This is a genomic window from Delftia tsuruhatensis NBRC 16741, assembly GCF_001571325.1.
GTDB lineage: Bacteria > Pseudomonadota > Gammaproteobacteria > Burkholderiales > Burkholderiaceae_C > Comamonas > Comamonas tsuruhatensis.
Genome location: NZ_BCTO01000010.1, coordinates 181,005 through 197,585, shown reverse-complemented (window position 1 = coordinate 197,585; position 16,581 = coordinate 181,005). Strand labels below are relative to the sequence as shown.

The following is a 16,581-nucleotide window of genomic DNA, read 5'->3' as shown; positions in this document are numbered from 1 at the left end:
CGAAAACAATGACACAGACATGTCATGCCCCTGCCTTACCGTGGCAGCGGTCTGAAACCGTCACCGAACTAGAGGAGTCCTCATGCAACTGAAGCAACTGGCCATGGCGGCCGCGATCGCGGCCACCACCATCTCGGCACAAGCCCAAACCGAAATCCAGTGGTGGCACTCGATGAGCGCGGCCCTGGGCGACTGGGTGAACGACCTGGCCAAGGAGTACAACGCCAGCCAGACCCAGTACAAGATCGTGCCGACCTACAAGGGCCAGTATGACGAGTCCATGACAGCTGCCATCGCCGCGTTCCGCGCCGGCAATGCACCTGACATCCTGCAGGTCTTCGAAGTGGGCACGGCCACCATGATGGCCTCCAAGGGTGCCGTGGTTCCGGTCACCAAGGTCATGAACGACGGCGGCTTCAAGTTCGACCAGGGCGAGTACATCTCCGCCGTGGCCGGCTACTACACCGCCCCCAACGGCCAGATGATGAGCTACCCGCTCAACAGCTCGACCACCATCTTCTACTACAACAAGGACGCCTTCAAGAAGGCGGGCCTGGACGAGAACAAGCCGCCCAAGACCTGGCCCGAAGTGTTCGCCGCCGCTGAAAAGCTCAAGGCCTCGGGCCACCGCTGCGCACTGACCACGAGCTGGATGAGCTGGACCCAGCTGGAGAGCTTCTCGCTGTGGCACAACACCCTGTACGCGACCAAGAACAACGGCTTTGACGGCACCGATGCCAAGCTGGTGTTCAACTCGCCGCTGCACGTCAAGCACTTCGAGAACCTGGCCAAGGCCGCCAAGGACGGCAGCTTCGTCTACAAGGGCCGCGGCAACGTGCCCGACGCCGCCTTCGCTTCCGGCGAGTGCGCGATGATCACGGGCTCCTCCGGCCTGTACGCCCGCGTGGTCAAGGAAGGCAAGTTCGCCTTCGGCCAGTCGCAGCTGCCCTACTACGCCGATGTGAAGGGCGCCCCCCAGAACACGGCCATCGGCGGTGCTTCCCTGTGGGTGATGGCTGGCAAGAGCGCCGAACGCTACAAGGGCGTGGCTGACTTCTTCAACTTCCTGAACAACACCAAGATCCAGGCCGCCAGCCACCAGCGCACCGGCTACCTGCCCGTGACCACCGCTGCGTACAAGCTGACCGAGGCTTCGGGCTTCTACGAAAAGCATCCCGGCACCGACACCGCCGTGACGCAGATGATCCGCAAGACCACCGACAAGTCGCGCGGCATCCGCCTGGGCAACTTCGTTCAGATCCGCACCATCATCGATGAGGAAACCGAACAGATCTGGACCGGCAAGAAGACTCCCCAGCAGGCACTGGACACCGCTGTCACCCGTGGCAACGAGCAACTGGGCCGCTTCGCCCGGGCCAACAAGTAATCCTCCCATGTGATCTGCGGTGTGGCCGCTGCGCAGGCAGCCCGCACCGTGCATCACAGGCCCGCAACCGGCGGCCCCACGGCCATCCGGTTTGCGGGCTGTTTTGTTCTACCGAGTTCCGTCATGGAAAAACGCGTTCTTTTTCGATCCGCCTGGCTGCCGTGGTTGCTGATAGCACCACAGATGGTCATCGTGCTGGTCTTCTTTTTCTGGCCCGCAGGCCAGGCCATCGTGCAGTCTTTCCAGGCGCAGGATACGTTTGGCTTTTCCACCGAATGGGTGGGCTTCGCCAACTTCCAGCATCTGCTGGATGACCCTGCCTACCTGGCCTCGTTCAAGACCACGGCCATCTTTTCCCTGCTGGTGGCGGTGTTCGGCATCGCGCTGTCGCTGATGCTGGCCATTTTTGCGGACCGCGTGATCAAGGGTGCGCTCGCCTACAAGACCGCCTTGCTGCTGCCCTATGCGGTGGCGCCCGCCGTGGCAGGCGTGCTGTGGGTGTTCATGTTCTCGCCGTCCATCGGCGTCGTGGCCTATGCGCTGCGCATGATCGGCTATGACTGGAACCACCTGCTGAACTCCGGCAACGCCATGACGCTGATCGTCATCGCCGCGATCTGGAAGCAGATCTCCTACAATTTCCTGTTCTTCCTTGCGGGCCTGCAGTCCATCCCCAAGTCGCTGATCGAGGCCGCCGCCATCGACGGCGCGGGCCCCATGCGCCGCTTCTGGGACATCCAGTTCCCGCTGCTGTCGCCCACCACCTTCTTCCTGCTGGTGATGAACGTGGTCTATGCCTTCTTCGACACCTTCGGCATCGTGGACGCCACGACCCAGGGCGGTCCGGGCCAGGACACCTCCATCCTGGTCTACAAGGTCTATCACGATGGCTTCAAGGCCATGGACATGAGCGGCTCGGCTGCCCAATCCGTCGTGCTGATGGTGATCGTGGTTGCACTCACCGTGATCCAGTTCCGCTATGTTGAGAAGAAAGTGCAGTACTGATCATGGTTGAACGCAGTCCTCTTCTGACCTTTTTCTCGCACCTGATCATGGTGCTGGGCGTGTTGATCGTCGGCTTTCCGCTGTACCTGGCCTTCGTGGCCTCCACGCACACGCCGCAGGACATCATCCAGGTGCCCATGCCCCTGGTGCCCGGCAGCAACTTCTGGGAAACCTACAAGGCCGCGCTGTTCGGCGGCTCGGGCCCTGGCTCCAGCGCGCCCGTGGCACGCATGATGTGGATCAGCTTCGTCTCGGCCATGGTGATCACCGTGGGCAAGATCGCGATCTCGCTGCTGTCGGCCTTCGCACTGGTGTACTTCCGCTTCCCGTTCAAGAAGATCTGCTTCTGGCTGATCTTCGTGACCCTGATGCTGCCCGTGGAAGTGCGCATCGGCCCCACCTACGAAGTCGTCTCCACGCTGGGCATGCTCAACAGCTACGCCGGCCTGACGATTCCGCTGATCGCCTCGGCCACGGCCACCTTCCTGTTCCGCCAGTTCTTCCTGACGGTGCCGGACGAGCTGGTGGAGGCCGCCCGCATCGATGGCGCCGGCCCCATGCGCTTCTTCAAGGATGTGCTGGTGCCTCTGTCCAAGACCTCGATCGCGGCGCTGTTCGTGATCCAGTTCATCTACGGCTGGAACCAGTACCTGTGGCCGCTGCTCGTGACCACCTCGGAAGACATGTACCCCGTGGTCATCGGCATCAAGCGCATGGTGGCCAGCGGCGATACCGGCAACGACTGGAACGTGGTGATGGCGACGGCCCTGCTGGCCATGCTGCCGCCCGCTGCCGTGGTGATCCTGATGCAGCGCTGGTTCGTCAAGGGCCTGGTGGACACCGAAAAGTAAGCCGTCCACCGCCCCACCCACCGTATAGAACCCCGCAGAGCAAGCGCCAGCGCCCTTCGCTCTGCGACTCAACCAGAATCTTCGTATGGCATCCATTTCCTTTCGCAACCTGATCAAGCGCTACGGCCACGGCCCGTCGGCCAACCAGGTACTGCACGGCGTCAACGCCGAAATCCAGGACGGCGAGTTCGTCGTCATCGTCGGCCCTTCGGGCTGCGGCAAGTCCACCCTGCTGCGCATGGTGGCGGGCCTGGAAGAGATCTCCGACGGCCAGCTGCTGATCGGCGACAAGGTCGTCAACGACGTGGAACCGGCCAAGCGCGACATCGCCATGGTGTTCCAGAACTATGCGCTGTACCCGCATATGTCGAACTACGAGAACATGGCCTACGGCCTGAAGATCGCCAAGGTGCCGCCCGAGGAGATCAAGCGCCGCGTGGACAAGGCCGCCAAGATCCTGGAGCTGTCGCACCTGCTGGACCGCAAGCCGCGCCAGCTGTCGGGCGGCCAGCGCCAGCGCGTGGCCATGGGCCGTGCCATCGTGCGCCAGCCCAAGGTCTTCCTGTTCGACGAGCCGCTGTCCAACCTGGACGCCAAGCTGCGCGGCCAGACCCGCATCGAGATCCAGAAGCTGCACGCCGAGCTGGGCATCACCAGCCTGTTCGTGACCCACGACCAGGTCGAGGCCATGACCCTGGCCCAGCGCATGATCGTCATGAACGGCGGCGTGATGGAGCAGTTCGGCACGCCCGAAGAGGTCTACCACACGCCCGCCTCCACCTTCGTGGCCAGCTTCATCGGCTCGCCCCCGATGAACCTGCTCAAGAACGCGCCCGGCGGCACGACCGGCCGCATCCTGGGCATCCGCCCCGAGCACCTGGTCGTCGTCAACGAAGGCGGCTGGGAAATCAAGGTGGACACCGTGGAAATGCTGGGCGCCGAGCGCCTGGTCTATGGTTCGCTCAATGGCGAGACGATGACGGTACGCATCGACGAAGGCGCGCCCTTCCCCAAGTCCGGCGAGACCATGCGCGTGCGTCCTTCCGAAGAGCGTCGCCTGCACTGGTTCGACGCAGAAAGCGGCAAGCGGATCTGATCCCCTGAAGGCCGGCTCTCCGACCTTTTCCAAGAGAGCCCCAGAGGCTCTCTTTTTCCATCCAATCTCCCTTCTTTTGACGGACTCGCCATGACCGAGAACCTGAAATCCTGGCCCTACCCCCTGTGGGTGGCCCACCGTGGCGCCGGCAAGCTGGCGCCCGAAAACACCATGGCCGCTTTCCGCCTGGGCGCCGCGCACGGCTATCGCATGTTCGAGTGCGATGCCAAGCTGTCTGCCGACGGCGTGCTGTTCCTGATGCACGACGCCACGCTGGAGCGCACCACCAACGGCCACGGCACGGGTGGCGACCTGTCCATGGGCGAGATCGCCCAGCTCGACGCCGGCAGCTGGCACTCGCGCGCATATGCGGGCGAGGCCCTGCCTACGCTGGAAGCCCTGGCGCGCTGGTGCCTGGCCAACCACTTTTTCCTGAACGTGGAGATCAAGCCCACGCCCGGCCAGGAAGAGGCCACGGGCCGCGCCACGGGCGAGCTGATGAACCGCATCTGGCCCCAGGACCGGGTCCCGCCGCTGTTCACCTCGTTCAAGACCGATGCCCTCAAGGGCGCACGCGACACGGCGCCCCACATTCCGCGCGGCCTGCTGGTGGACAGGCTGGCAGACGCCACGGGCGACGCCGACCTGCGCACCGCGCTGGAATTGGGCTGCGCAGCCATGGTGCTCAACCACGCGCTGTGGGATGCAGCCCTGGTCGCCAAGGTGCATGGCGCGGGCCTGCGCTGCAGCAGCTACACGGTCAACGACGAATGGGCCGCACAGCGCCTGATCGACCTGGGCACGGACGGCGTCATCACCGACCGTGTCGATATGTTCAGTCCCGCATCGCGCTGAGACGGCTGCCGGCTGGCGGGGCCGGACCTTTGGAAACAACCGCTGCAGCGGCCCGCCGCACAATGTGCGTCCATGACACCGCCCTGCAGCCCTCTTCCGCAGCGCCCCACGTGGGCACAGGCCCTTCGCCCATGCCTGGCCATCTGGCTGATGGCTCTGGCGATGCTGCTCCTGTCTGCACCCGGCCCGGCCCAGGCCCAGGACGGCGCCACAGCCGCGGGCGCGACCGCAGAAGACGGCCGGCCCGCCCTTCCCAGCGTAGACGATCTGCGCAAGCAGCTGGACGCCATTCCCCGCAAGCTGGCCGAGGACGATGACGGCCGCAAGCTGCTGGACGAGGCTGCAGCCATTGGCACGGCAGCCGACCAGGTGGCGGCCCGCCGCACCGAGGAACTGGCCGATATCGATTCGCGCCTGGCCGGCCTGGGACCGGCGCCCGAAAAAGGCGCCCCCGCCGATGCGCCCGATGTGGCCGAGCAGCGCGCCAGCCTGGCCAAGCAACGCAGTGCCGTGGATTCCGAACTCAAACTCGCGCGGCTGGTGTCGGTCGATGCCGACCAGCGCGGCAACGAGCTGATACGCCAGCGCCGCGAACAATTCCAGGCCGCGCTGACGGCCCGCACCGATTCACCGCTGGGCCGCCCCTTCTGGCGCAATCTGAGCACCGCCGCGCCCCTGGACGCGGCGCGCCTGCAGGGGCTGGGGCGCGAGCTGCGCCAATCGGTGAGCTCCACCTTGGCCTCCGATCGCCGGGGCGGCTTTATCGCCAGCCTGGCCGCTGCCTTGCTGATCGCCCTGCTCGGCCCCTGGCTGGCCGAGCGCCTGCTGGTGCGCGCCGCGCCCGCACGCCTGCCCAGCGGCCGCCTGCGCCGCTCGCTGCGCGCGGCAGCCACGGTGGTGATCAACACGCTGCTGATCGGCCTGGCGGCGCAGCTGGCCTGGAGCGTGCTCAAGGCCGGCGATGGCTTCAGCGAATCGCTGGACGCGCTGGCCAAGGCCAGCGTGCAGGTCACGCTGTTCGGCGCCTTCGTGGTGTCGCTGGGCCAGACCCTGCTGTCGCGCAAGCGCAGCTCATGGCGCCTGCCCGGCGTGTCGGACGAGCTGGCCGAGCGGCTCAGCCCCTACCCCTGGTGGATTGCGGCAGGTGCCGCGATCAACGGCCTGGTGACCGAGGTCAACGCCATCATCGGCGCCAGCCTGGCCGCCGAGGTCACGGTGCACGCCCTGTCGGCCCTGCTGATTTCGGCCGTGGTCATGCTGGCCCTGCGGCATCTGCGCGCGCCGGCGCCAGTGGCGCAGGAAGACGGCGCCCAGGCGGAGCCCGCGCCGCCCCGGCCCTTGTGGGTGGGACTGCTCGTGGCCTGCGCGGCGGTGGCCAGCATTGCCACCATTGCACTGGCCGTGACCGGCTATGTGGCGCTTGCCGGCACGCTGGCACGCCAGATGGTGTGGACCGGCGTGGTCTTTGCCACCACCTACCTGCTGTTCCAGCTCGGCGACGATCTGTGCGAGGCCCTTCTGTCGTCCAAGGGCAGCTTCGGCACCCGGCTGAACCAGGGCCTGGGCATCGAGGGCCGGCTGCTGGACCAGGCCTCGGTCCTGGTCTCGGGACTGTTGCGCGTGGCCCTGCTGTTCTACATGGTGATCGCCTTGCTGGCCCCGCTGGGCACGGGGCCGGACGAGGTGTTTCGCCGCGGCAGCACGGTGAACCACAGCCTCAAGGTGGGCGACTTCACCATGGCGCCGCAGGCCCTGTTCACCGCATTCGCCGTGATCGTCACGGGCCTGATCGTGATCCGCGTGATCAAGCGCTGGCTGACGGACCGCTACTTCCCCAACACCTCGCTGGAGCCTGGCATGCGCAGCTCCATCACCACGCTGCTGGGCTATGTGGGCGGCATCTTCGTGGTGGCTGTGGCGCTGGCGGGGCTGGGCATCAGCGTGGAGCGCATCGCCTGGGTGGCCAGCGCGCTGTCGGTGGGCATTGGCTTCGGCCTGCAGGCCATCGTGCAGAACTTCATCTCGGGCCTGATCCTGCTGGCCGAGCGGCCCGTCAAGGTGGGCGACTGGGTGGTGCTGGGCGATACCGAGGGCGACGTGCGCCGCGTCAACGTGCGCGCGACCGAGATCCAGCTGGGCGACCGCTCCACCGTCATCGTGCCCAACTCGGAATTCATCACCAAGACCGTGCGCAACATGACGCTGGCCGGCGCGCCCGGGCGGGTGCTGCTGCGCCTTCCCGCACCGCTGGACACCGATGCCGAGCGCATGCGCACCCTGATCCTGGAAGCCTTTCGCGCGCATGAAGGCATCCTGGACACGCCCGAGCCCCTGGTGCAGCTCGAAGGCATCGCCAACGGCACGCTGACCTTCCTGGCCATCGGCTACGTCGGCAATCCGCGCAATGCGGGTGGCGTGCGCAGCGATGTTCTGTTCAGCATCCTGGCCTCGCTCAAGGGCGCAGGCCTGTACCTGTCACCACCGGCCACCACCTCGGTGGCGGCACCCGTGGTGACAGGTACGCCGAGCACGCCGGGCACGCCGACCATGCCCGGTGATCCGGCCAGCCCGGGCTAGCCGCGCCTTGCCATTTCCGATCGCACATGCGCCGCGACCACGGCCATCAGTTCACGCAGATGGCCGCGCAGCGGCTCGAATCCCGCATTGGGCTCGCGCGTGTCCTCGTCCATGTAGACCGGGCGGCGGATCTCGATCTGCAGGCTGTGCCGGCCCAGGTGCGGCTGGCCTATGCGCCCGATCAGCTCCACGCCCTTGTAGGGCTCGTTGTAGGCCACGCTATAGCCAAAGCCCGCCAACGTCTCGCCCACCAGCTGGATGAACTCGGGCGCGCAGGTCGTGCCGTCGCGGTCGCCCAGCACAAAGTCGGCCAGCGGCGGCGCGTCGGTACGGCCCAGGCGCTTGTAGACATCGTTGGGCATGGAGTGCAGGTTCAGGTGCCAGACGCCGCCAAAGCGCTGCACGCTGCCATTGATGGCCTGCGCCAGCGCCGCATGGTAGGGGCGCCAGTAGCGCGCGATGCGGTGCTCCACCTCGGCCACCGTGCGCGGACGGTCATACAGCGGCGTTGCCACGCCGTCGCGGCTGATGCGCTGCCAGATCAGGCCCAGGCCCTGGCGCGTCTTGACGCTGGGCGCCAGGGGCACGGGCCACTGGCCGTCGATCTGGGCCGGGTCCAGGTCGGCCTCGCTGCGGTTGGGGTCGATGTAGGTGCGCGGAAAGGTGGCCTCGATCAGCGTCGCGCCATGCGCGGGCCACCGGTCCCAGAGCGCGGCCACATGCGTGTCCTCGCCACGGCGCAGCAGGGACATGGGCACGGCATGGCCGAAATCCTCGGGATAGGAGGTGCCGCTGTGCGGCGAGTCGCAGACGATGGGCAGCACCTCGCCGGTGGCGGGATGCACCACGACCGGGGTGTCCGGCCGGGGGCGCAGAAAATCCGACTGTGCCATGCGGTCCATCAGTCGAGCTTGATGTTGGCGCGCTTGGCCACGGCCGTGTAGCGCTCGATGGCGGCCTTGATCTGCTTGGCGAATTCCTCGGGCGTGTTGCCCATGGATTCGCCCGAGATGGATTTTTGCTTTTCCAGGTAGTCAGGCATGGCCATGGCCTTGTGCGCGGCGGCATTGAGCTTGTCGATGATGGGGCGCGGCGTGCCGGCCGGCGCAACCAGGCCGAACCAGCCGCCATCGCCCATCTGCGCAAAGCCCAGCTCGGTGTACGTGGGCACGTCGGGCAGCACATCGGCGCGCTTGAAGGCCAGCACCGCCAGAGGTCGCAGCTTGCCGTCCTTGATGTGAGGCAGCGTGGAGGGCAGGTTGTCCGTCATGGCATTGACCTGGCCGCCCAGCGCATCGGTGATGGCCTGGCCCGCGCCCTTGTAGGGGATGTGCAGCAGGTCGATGCCCGCCAGGTTCATGAAGTTCTCGATATTGGCGTGGCCCAGCGAACCCGTGCCCGGCGATGCAAAGCTGTACTTGCCCGGGTTGGCCTTGGCCAGGGCGATGAACTCCTTCATGGTCTTGGCGGGCACGCTGGCGTTGACCACGAACACGCTGGGCACCGACATCACATTGGTGATGGGCGCGAAGTCCTTGATCGGGTCATAGGGCAGCTTGCGGAAGATCGCCGGGTTGGAGCCGTGCGTGCTCACCGTGGCCATGCCGATGGTGTAGCCGTCCGGCGCGGCACGCGCGATTTCGGAAGCGCCGATGGAGCCGCCGGCCCCGCCGCGGTTGTCCACCACCACGGACTTGCCGAGGATCACGCTCATCTTCTCGGCCAGCAGGCGCGCCACCATGTCGGTGGAGCCACCGGCTCCGAACGGCACGACCAGGCGGATCGGACGGCTGGGATAGTCGGCCGCCGGGCCCTGGGCCCAAGCGGCGGGAGCCAGAAGAGCGGTGGCGGCGCAGGCGGCCAGGCTGGACAACAGGGTGCGGCGCATTGCCATGGGATGTTTCCTATCTTGGTTGGGGGTGGCGGCAAAGCACGGGCTCTGCGGAACAGGCGCTGATTCTGGACAGCCGCCGCACGCGCGAAAAGAGACAAGACGGCAAGCAACCATGACCAACCGTCATAATTGCGCCCGTCATGCGCATGCACTCCCCCTCGCTTTCCGAGCTGCACGCCTTCGCGGCGGCGGCGCGCCTGGGCAGCTACTCGCTGGCGGCCCGGGAGCTGTATGTCACCCAGGGCGGCATCAGCCGCGCCATCGCCCGGCTGGAAGAGCACTTGGGCTTTGCGCTGTTCGAGCGCCAGGGCCGGCGCAGCGTGCTGACCGAAGCCGGCCGCGAATACCTGCAGGCCGTGGAGCCCGCCGTACACGCCATCGAATCGGCATCCGCGGCCGCACGCAGGCGCCACTTCGGCCCGCAACTGCGCCTGTCGGTGGTGCCCACGCTGTTCAGCCATTGGCTGATTCCGCGCCTGCCGCACTTCAACGCCCTGCATCCGGGCATCGCCCTGTCGTTCGCGCCCTATCGGCGCGACGATCCGCTGTCGGCCGCCGAGATAGACGGCTGGCTGCGCGTGGGCAGCGAGCCCTGGCCCGCCCATGTGGTGGCCGACTATGTGGTGGGCCGCGATCTGGTGCCCATCTGCCATCCGAGAGAACTGCAGGGCCCGCGGCCCATCCGCAGCCCCCGGGACGTGCTAGCACGCCCGCTGCTGTTCCACACCAACTATCCGGGCAACTGGGCCCGCTGGATGTCCCACCTGAACCTGCCCGGACCCTGCCCCGCACCGGCAGCCGACTTCGAGCTGGTGGCCCTGCTGGTACAGGCCGTGGCCGCCGGCATGGGCGTGGCCCTGGTGCAGCGCTGCCTGGTCGAGGAAGACCTGGCCGCCGGCCGCGTGGCCCTTGCCTTGCCTGCGCCCGTCCACATCGAACGCGGCTACTTTCTGTGCCGTCCCGCCACGCGGGCACCTTCCGAAGCCTTTGCGCAGTTCCGCGAATGGCTGCTGGAGCAGGCCGCGCCGGGCGCCGTGCCTCCAGCCGCAGTCTCAGGCCCCTGATCGCCAGGAGAAACGCCCTCTTCCGTTGATCTGCATCAATCTTTGCTGTCAGCCATCAGCGCCAGCCGCGTGAAAACACCCACTGGCAAAGCGCCATCACCACGACCAGCGCAGCATAGGTGGCCATCTTTGCATCGCGCCCGAACCACCACAGCCCCGCCAGCAGCACCAGTGCACCAACAATTAAATTGATAGCAACCTGTGACCACCAGGCCATGGATTGCTGCGATTTCCCATAGATCAAAAGCGCGCACAACATCAGGGCCGGCGACAGGAAAAGTGCAGGCGCCAGGAAGTTCAGCCAATGATTCGTACTCGCAATCCATCCCATGTGCGGGCTCCGATTCCAGGGTGTTGTGTTCAGGGATGCCTGAAACTGCGCGAAATTTTATAATCCCGGGTTATGGCAGTCTGGGCACTCGGCATCAACCACCACACGGCTCCGCTTGATATGCGGGGACGTTTCGCGTTCGCGCTCGACCAGATCGTGCCCACGCTGCAGGGTCTGCGCGAATCGCTGACCGGCCCGGGCCGCCAGCACAGTGCGATAGAGACCGCCATTCTCTCCACCTGCAACCGTACCGAGATCTACTGCGCGGCCGAAATGCCGGCCATGGACCATACGCTGCACTGGCTGGCCAACAGCGGCGGCATCTCGTCCGAACTGCTGCGCTCGCACTCCTATCTGCTGGAAGACGGCCATGTGGCGCGCCATGCCTTCCGCGTGGCCAGCGGGCTCGATTCCATGGTGCTGGGCGAGGCCCAGATCCTGGGCCAGATGAAGAATGCCGTGCGCGCCGCAGAGAACGCAGGCGCCCTGGGCAGCACGCTGAACCAGCTGTTCCAGCGCAGCTTCGCGGTGGCCAAGGAAGTGCGCAGCTCCACCGAAATCGGTGCCCACAGCATCAGCATGGCCGCTGCCGCCGTGCGGCTGGCCGGCCAGCTGTTCGAAGACCTCTCCCAGATCCGCGTGCTGTTCGTGGGCGCGGGCGAGATGATCGAGCTGGTCTCCACCCATTTCGCGGCCCGCCACCCCAAGCAGATCATGATCGCCAACCGCACGCTGGAGCGCGGCGAAAAGCTGGCCGCCCAGTTTGGCGCCGGCACCATGCGGCTGGCCGACTTGCCCGAGCATCTGCATGAATACGATGCCGTGATCAGTTGCACGGCCTCCAGCCTGCCCATCATCGGCCTGGGCGCCGTCGAAAGCGCGCTCAAGAGGCGCAAGCACCGGCCCATGTTCATGGTCGATCTGGCCGTGCCCCGCGATATCGAATCCGAGGTCAAGGACCTGCGCGACGTCTACCTCTACACCGTGGACGATCTGGCCACGGTGGTGCGCACGGGCCAGGCCCAGCGCCAGGCAGCGGTCGAGCAGGCCGAAGTCATCATCGACCACGGCGTGCAAAGTTTCATGCACTGGCTGGACCAGCGCCGCCCGCAGGCCGGCGTCGTCCCGCTGATCCGGCAGCTCAACACCCAGACCGACGAATGGCGTGCGCTGGAGATTGCACGGGCCAAGAAGCTGCTGGCCAAGGGCGAGGACATAGACACCGTGCTGGAGGCCCTGTCGCGCGGCCTCACGCAGAAAATGCTGCACGGCACCCTGGCCGAGCTGCACAAGGGTGACGCCGACCAGCGCACCCAGACCATGGACACGGTCTCGCGCCTGTTCCTGCGCTCCGCGCCAGGCGGTCCGCGCGGCACGACTCCCGACAAGGCGCTCTAGCGACGCTCGCCCCCTTCAGAGAGCCGCGCGCCCGCGGGTCTCTGGCGCCTCGGCCCACTTCCGGCCACCTCGTTCCCCCGCCGCAGCGCTGCCCCGCGCAGCCCTTCGCACCATCGCCTCACACCATGCAAGACTTTCTGCGCCAACAACTGGAGCGCTACGCCCAGCGCCTTGAAGAACTCGACTTCCTGCTCTCGCGCGAAGACATCATGGGCGACATGAAGCAGTACCGTGCCATCTCGCGCGAGCATGCAGATGTGACGGCCATTGCCGGCCGCTATGCACGCTACCGCCAGCGCGAGGCCGATCTGGCCTCTGCCAGGGACATGCTGGACGATCCCGACATGGAGGAAATGGCGCGCGAGGAAATCTCCGGCGCAGAGATCGAGCTGGTGCAGCTGGAAGATGAACTGCAGCGCCTGCTCCTGCCCAAGGACCCCGACGACGCGCGCAACGCCTACCTGGAAATCCGCGCGGGCACGGGTGGCGATGAATCTGCCCTGTTCGCAGGCGATCTGGCACGCATGTACACGCGCCACTGCGACGCCGTGGGCTGGAAGGTCGAGATCATGAGCGCCAACGAAAGCGAGCTGGGCGGCTACAAGGAAGTGGTGCTGCGCGTGGAAGGCACCGACGTCTATGGCCGCCTGCGCTTCGAATCCGGTGGCCACCGCGTGCAGCGCGTGCCTGCCACCGAGACCCAGGGCCGCATCCACACCAGTGCCTGCACCGTGGCCGTCATGCCCGAGCCTGACGAAACCCAGGCCATCACGCTCAACCCGGCCGACCTGCGCATCGACACCTTCCGCGCCAGCGGCGCCGGAGGCCAGCACATCAACAAGACCGACTCGGCCGTGCGCGTGGTCCACCTGCCCACGGGCATCGTCGCCGAGTGCCAGGACGGCCGCAGCCAGCACAGCAACAAGGCCAAGGCCCTGCAGGTGCTGCAGGCGCGCCTGCAGGAAAAGGAGCGCAGCGAGCGCGAGGCCAAGGAGGCCGCGCTGCGCAAGGGCCTGATCGGCAGCGGCGACCGCAGCGACCGCATCCGCACCTACAACTTCCCCCAGGGCCGGCTCACCGACCACCGCATCAACCTCACCATCTACAAGCTGCTGGCCGTGATGGAAGGCGACCTGGGCGACGTGCTCGACGCGCTGCAGGCCGCACGCGAGGCCGAACTGCTGGCCGAGCTGCAGGTCAACAGCTGAGGCGCGGGCCATGGCCAACCTACCCACCATCAAAGAGGCTCTGCAGCACTCCCAGGCCCAGGGGCTTGCGCGCATCGACGCGCAAATGCTGCTGCTGCATGTGCTCGGACGCCAGGCCGGCGGCCGCGCCTGGCTGCTCACCCACGACGGGGACGCGCTGACCGCGCCCCAGGCCGGCGTCTATGCCGCGCTGTGCACACGCCGACTGAGCGGGGAGCCCGTCGCCTACCTGGTGGGCCACAAGGAGTTCTACGGGCTGGATCTGGCCGTGGACGCACGCGTGCTCGACCCTCGCCCCGATACCGAAACCCTGGTGGACTGGGCGCTGGAGCTGATACCCGCCCAGGCCCCGAGCGGCCCCGCATGCCGTGTGGCGGATCTGGGCACCGGCAGCGGAGCGATTGCCCTGGCCCTGCAGAGCCAGCGCCCCGGCGCCACCGTGTGGGCCGTGGATGCCAGTGCCGACGCGCTGGCCGTGGCCAGCGCCAATGCCACGCGCCTGCAGCTGGGCGTGCGGTTTGCGCATGGCAGCTGGCTGGAGCCGCTGGCAGGCCAGGCGCCGTTCAACCTCATCGTCAGCAATCCGCCCTATATCCGCGACGACGATCCGCACTTGCTGGCGTTGGAGCATGAGCCGCTGTCGGCTCTGGCCAGCGGCGCCGATGGCCTGTCCGACATCCGCGCCATCGTCGCGCAGGCGCCTGCGCTGCTGGCCAGCGGCGGCTGGCTGCTGCTCGAGCATGGCTGGGACCAGGCCGATGCCGTGGCCACCCTGCTGCGCAGCGCCGGCTTTGAGAGCGTGCAACACCGCCACGACCTGGGCGGCATCGCCCGCTGCACGGGCGGGCAATGGACAGCGCAAGCCTGAGCTCGGGTCCGGGCGCAGCATTCCCGCATGCTTTCAAAGTCCGCGCCGAGAGTGAAATAATCCCATCCATGCCGCCGCGCCTGCGGCGCCCACCACGACCCCGGAGCACCACACAGATGAGCGACACCCAGCAACGCATCGACCAACTGGTCAAAAGCAACAACATCCTGCTGTTCATGAAGGGCAGCGCCAGCTTTCCCATGTGCGGTTTCTCGGGCCGCGCCATCCAGATTCTCAAGGCCTGCGGCGTGGAGACCAAGGACATCTCCACCGTCAACGTGCTCGAGGACCAGGAAATCCGCCAGGGCATCAAGGACTACAGCAACTGGCCCACGATCCCCCAGCTCTACGTGCAGGGCGAGTTCATCGGCGGCTCGGACATCATGATGGAGATGTACGAATCCGGCGAGTTGCAGCAGCTGCTGGCACCCAAGGCCTGAGTTCGCAGGCTTGCGACTCGCGCGCAGCAACCCGCCTGCGCCCGCTGCTGCGCAGAATCAAGCCACCCTTGGGTGGCTTTTTTTCGCCCGTGGCGGACTGCCAGCGCACTGCCCGGGCTTGCCACAAGGCCAGGGGCATGTGATGTGTGGTCGAATGGACACATCTTTCACATCCGGAAAACCGCGCCTGCGCCCGCTTCTCCGCCTTGCCTATGAGTCTGTCCCAAAGTCTGCTGTTGATCGTCGCACTGATACTGACCAGTGCCTTCTTCTCCGTGGCCGAGATCTCGCTGGCCGCCTCGCGGCGCCTGCGGCTTCGGCAGATGGCGGAGGACGGGGAGCCACGCGCCGAACAGGTCATGAAGATGCAGGCCCAGCCGGGCGAGTACTTCACGGTCACGCAGATTGGGCTGAATGCCGTCGCCATCCTGGGCGGCGTGGTGGGCGAAGGGGCATTGACGCCCTATCTGGCCGAATTGCTCATGCTCTGGCTGCCCGAGAGCCGGGCACAGACCGTGGGCTTTCTGCTCTCGTTCGCCACCGTCACCTCGCTGTTCATCCTCTTTGCCGACCTGCTGCCCAAGCGCCTGAGCATGGCCGAGCCCGAAGCCCTGGCCATCCGCGTGCTGCGCCCCATGCTCTGGTGCATGGCCGTGCTCAAGCCCCTGGTCTGGTGCTTCAACCACCTGGCGGACGCCGTTGCCAAGCTCTTAGGCCTGCCCACGGTGCGCGACGACCGCATCACGCACGAAGACATCCTGGCCATGACCGAAGCTGGCGCGCGCGCCGGCGTGCTGGCCGCGAAGGAGCAGCAGGTGATCGCCAACCTGTTCGAGCTGGACTCGCGCACCATCGGCTCGGCCATGACGCAGCGCGACCGCATCGCCTACTTCCACCGTGACGACCCCGACGAACTGATCCGGGTCCGCATTGCCGAAGAACCTTTTTCCACCTACCCCGTCTGCGATGGCGACATCGACCACATCGTCGGCTATGTCGATGCCAAGGACCTGTTCCAGCGCGCGCTGAACAACCAGCCCCTGTCGCTTATGGACGACTCCCTGGTCCACAAGGTGCTGGTCGTGCCGGACCGCCTGACGCTGGCCGAGGTGCTGGAGCAGTTTCGCCAGGTGCATGAGGACTTTGCCGTCATCGTCAACGAATACAGCCTGGTGGTCGGCGTGGTCACGCTCAATGACGTGATGAGCACGGTGATGGGCGGCCTGGTCAGCCCGGGCGACGAGGAGCAGATCCTGCGCCGCGACGAGAACTCCTGGCTGATCGACGGCGTCACGCCGGTCGAGGATGTGATGCAGGCCCTGGAACTCGACGAGCTGCCCCACGCCGAGGACTACGAGACCCTGGGCGGCTTCCTCATGGTGATGCTGCGCCGCATTCCCAGGCGCACCGACACCGTGCAATGGGGCGGCTACCGTTTCGAGGTCATGGACGTGGACAGCTACCGCATCGACCAGGTGCTGGTCACGCGCATGTCCGCCAGCAGCCCGGCCGCGCCGCCCAACGCCGGCGACACGGCAGCGGCCGTGGCCAAGGTGTCCAGCATGTCGTCGGAGACGTCGTCCTGACGGACAACGCAGAACAGCAGC

15 protein-coding genes are annotated in these 16,581 nt (G+C 66.6%); 12 read left to right on the top strand and 3 right to left on the bottom strand.

The genetic code is table 11. The features are described from left to right. The first annotated feature begins 82 nt into the window (after positions 1–82). From ugpB to DTS01S_RS03960, 6 genes are all read left to right on the top strand, one after another. Complete coding sequence (ugpB, locus tag DTS01S_RS03985; RefSeq protein ID WP_012207263.1) at positions 83–1,387, top strand: sn-glycerol-3-phosphate ABC transporter substrate-binding protein UgpB; 1,305 nt, start codon at positions 83–85, stop codon at positions 1,385–1,387. 123 nt (positions 1,388–1,510) lie between these two features. Continuing rightward, a complete protein-coding gene (ugpA, locus tag DTS01S_RS03980; RefSeq protein WP_016445667.1) occupies positions 1,511–2,392 on the top strand; it encodes a sn-glycerol-3-phosphate ABC transporter permease UgpA in 882 nt (293 codons plus the stop codon). Between the two features lie 2 nt (positions 2,393–2,394). Further along, positions 2,395–3,243, top strand: a complete 849-nt coding sequence (gene ugpE / locus DTS01S_RS03975; protein ID WP_016445666.1) for a sn-glycerol-3-phosphate ABC transporter permease UgpE — start codon at positions 2,395–2,397, stop codon at positions 3,241–3,243. 85 nt (positions 3,244–3,328) lie between these two features. Next, positions 3,329–4,339, top strand: a complete 1,011-nt coding sequence (gene ugpC / locus DTS01S_RS03970) for a sn-glycerol-3-phosphate ABC transporter ATP-binding protein UgpC (protein ID WP_034364052.1) — start codon at positions 3,329–3,331, stop codon at positions 4,337–4,339. Positions 4,340–4,429: 90 nt separating this feature from the next. Continuing rightward, positions 4,430–5,194: a glycerophosphodiester phosphodiesterase gene (ugpQ, locus tag DTS01S_RS03965; RefSeq protein WP_016445664.1), complete on the top strand. Its 765-nt coding sequence runs from the start codon at positions 4,430–4,432 to the stop codon at positions 5,192–5,194. A 150-nt stretch (positions 5,195–5,344) separates the two neighbouring features. After that, on the top strand, positions 5,345–7,771 hold the full coding sequence (locus DTS01S_RS03960) for a DUF3772 domain-containing protein (RefSeq protein ID WP_061287373.1): 2,427 nt from the start codon (positions 5,345–5,347) through the stop codon (positions 7,769–7,771). Here DTS01S_RS03960 and DTS01S_RS03955 read toward each other — a convergent pair. Continuing rightward, the gene (locus tag DTS01S_RS03955; RefSeq protein WP_061287372.1) at positions 7,768–8,673 is read right to left on the bottom strand and encodes an N-formylglutamate amidohydrolase; all 906 of its coding nucleotides are present in this window, start codon (positions 8,671–8,673) and stop codon (positions 7,768–7,770) included. The two genes, DTS01S_RS03960 and DTS01S_RS03955, sit on opposite strands and share 4 nt — an antisense overlap. Further along, the gene (locus DTS01S_RS03950) at positions 8,673–9,665 is read right to left on the bottom strand and encodes a tripartite tricarboxylate transporter substrate binding protein BugE (RefSeq protein ID WP_016445661.1); all 993 of its coding nucleotides are present in this window, start codon (positions 9,663–9,665) and stop codon (positions 8,673–8,675) included. The genes DTS01S_RS03955 and DTS01S_RS03950 overlap by 1 nt, the downstream gene beginning before the upstream one ends. A 140-nt stretch (positions 9,666–9,805) precedes the next feature. Here DTS01S_RS03950 and DTS01S_RS03945 point away from each other — a divergent pair, with 140 nt between their 5' ends. Beyond that, positions 9,806–10,729: a LysR substrate-binding domain-containing protein gene (locus tag DTS01S_RS03945; RefSeq protein WP_016445660.1), complete on the top strand. Its 924-nt coding sequence runs from the start codon at positions 9,806–9,808 to the stop codon at positions 10,727–10,729. Positions 10,730–10,784: 55 nt separating this feature from the next. Here the strand turns inward: DTS01S_RS03945 and DTS01S_RS03940 are convergent, their stop codons facing one another. Then, positions 10,785–11,060, bottom strand: a complete 276-nt coding sequence (locus DTS01S_RS03940) for a hypothetical protein (protein ID WP_034364044.1) — start codon at positions 11,058–11,060, stop codon at positions 10,785–10,787. A gap of 72 nt (positions 11,061–11,132) precedes the next feature. On the opposite strand from DTS01S_RS03940, the gene hemA reads away from it, so the two are divergent. The 5 genes from hemA (at position 11,133) to DTS01S_RS03915 (ending at position 16,560) form a co-directional block, all read left to right on the top strand. After that, a complete protein-coding gene (gene hemA, locus DTS01S_RS03935) occupies positions 11,133–12,458 on the top strand; it encodes a glutamyl-tRNA reductase (protein WP_061287371.1) in 1,326 nt (441 codons plus the stop codon). Positions 12,459–12,583: 125 nt separating this feature from the next. Further along, positions 12,584–13,666: a peptide chain release factor 1 gene (gene prfA / locus DTS01S_RS03930; protein ID WP_016445657.1), complete on the top strand. Its 1,083-nt coding sequence runs from the start codon at positions 12,584–12,586 to the stop codon at positions 13,664–13,666. 10 nt (positions 13,667–13,676) lie between these two features. Further along, positions 13,677–14,534, top strand: coding sequence for a peptide chain release factor N(5)-glutamine methyltransferase (gene prmC / locus DTS01S_RS03925; protein ID WP_016445656.1), 858 nt, complete (start codon positions 13,677–13,679; stop codon positions 14,532–14,534). Positions 14,535–14,650: 116 nt separating this feature from the next. Beyond that, positions 14,651–14,974 (top strand): Grx4 family monothiol glutaredoxin, encoded by a 324-nt coding sequence (gene grxD, locus DTS01S_RS03920; RefSeq protein ID WP_012207276.1) that lies wholly within the window; start codon positions 14,651–14,653, stop codon positions 14,972–14,974. A 212-nt stretch (positions 14,975–15,186) separates the two neighbouring features. Beyond that, positions 15,187–16,560 (top strand): hemolysin family protein, encoded by a 1,374-nt coding sequence (locus DTS01S_RS03915; protein WP_016445655.1) that lies wholly within the window; start codon positions 15,187–15,189, stop codon positions 16,558–16,560. Positions 16,561–16,581: the final 21 nt, after the last annotated feature.

Coding starts and splice junctions, on each gene's coding strand:
- ugpB (WP_012207263.1), top strand. CDS start 83: ATGCAACTGAAGCAACTGGCCATGGCGGCCGCGATCGCGGCCACCACC.
- ugpA (WP_016445667.1), top strand. CDS start 1,511: ATGGAAAAACGCGTTCTTTTTCGATCCGCCTGGCTGCCGTGGTTGCTG.
- ugpE (WP_016445666.1), top strand. CDS start 2,395: ATGGTTGAACGCAGTCCTCTTCTGACCTTTTTCTCGCACCTGATCATG.
- ugpC (WP_034364052.1), top strand. CDS start 3,329: ATGGCATCCATTTCCTTTCGCAACCTGATCAAGCGCTACGGCCACGGC.
- ugpQ (WP_016445664.1), top strand. CDS start 4,430: ATGACCGAGAACCTGAAATCCTGGCCCTACCCCCTGTGGGTGGCCCAC.
- DTS01S_RS03960 (WP_061287373.1), top strand. CDS start 5,345: ATGGCTCTGGCGATGCTGCTCCTGTCTGCACCCGGCCCGGCCCAGGCC.
- DTS01S_RS03955 (WP_061287372.1), bottom strand. CDS start 8,673: ATGGACCGCATGGCACAGTCGGATTTTCTGCGCCCCCGGCCGGACACC.
- DTS01S_RS03950 (WP_016445661.1), bottom strand. CDS start 9,665: ATGGCAATGCGCCGCACCCTGTTGTCCAGCCTGGCCGCCTGCGCCGCC.
- DTS01S_RS03945 (WP_016445660.1), top strand. CDS start 9,806: ATGCGCATGCACTCCCCCTCGCTTTCCGAGCTGCACGCCTTCGCGGCG.
- DTS01S_RS03940 (WP_034364044.1), bottom strand. CDS start 11,060: ATGGGATGGATTGCGAGTACGAATCATTGGCTGAACTTCCTGGCGCCT.
- hemA (WP_061287371.1), top strand. CDS start 11,133: ATGGCAGTCTGGGCACTCGGCATCAACCACCACACGGCTCCGCTTGAT.
- prfA (WP_016445657.1), top strand. CDS start 12,584: ATGCAAGACTTTCTGCGCCAACAACTGGAGCGCTACGCCCAGCGCCTT.
- prmC (WP_016445656.1), top strand. CDS start 13,677: ATGGCCAACCTACCCACCATCAAAGAGGCTCTGCAGCACTCCCAGGCC.
- grxD (WP_012207276.1), top strand. CDS start 14,651: ATGAGCGACACCCAGCAACGCATCGACCAACTGGTCAAAAGCAACAAC.
- DTS01S_RS03915 (WP_016445655.1), top strand. CDS start 15,187: ATGAGTCTGTCCCAAAGTCTGCTGTTGATCGTCGCACTGATACTGACC.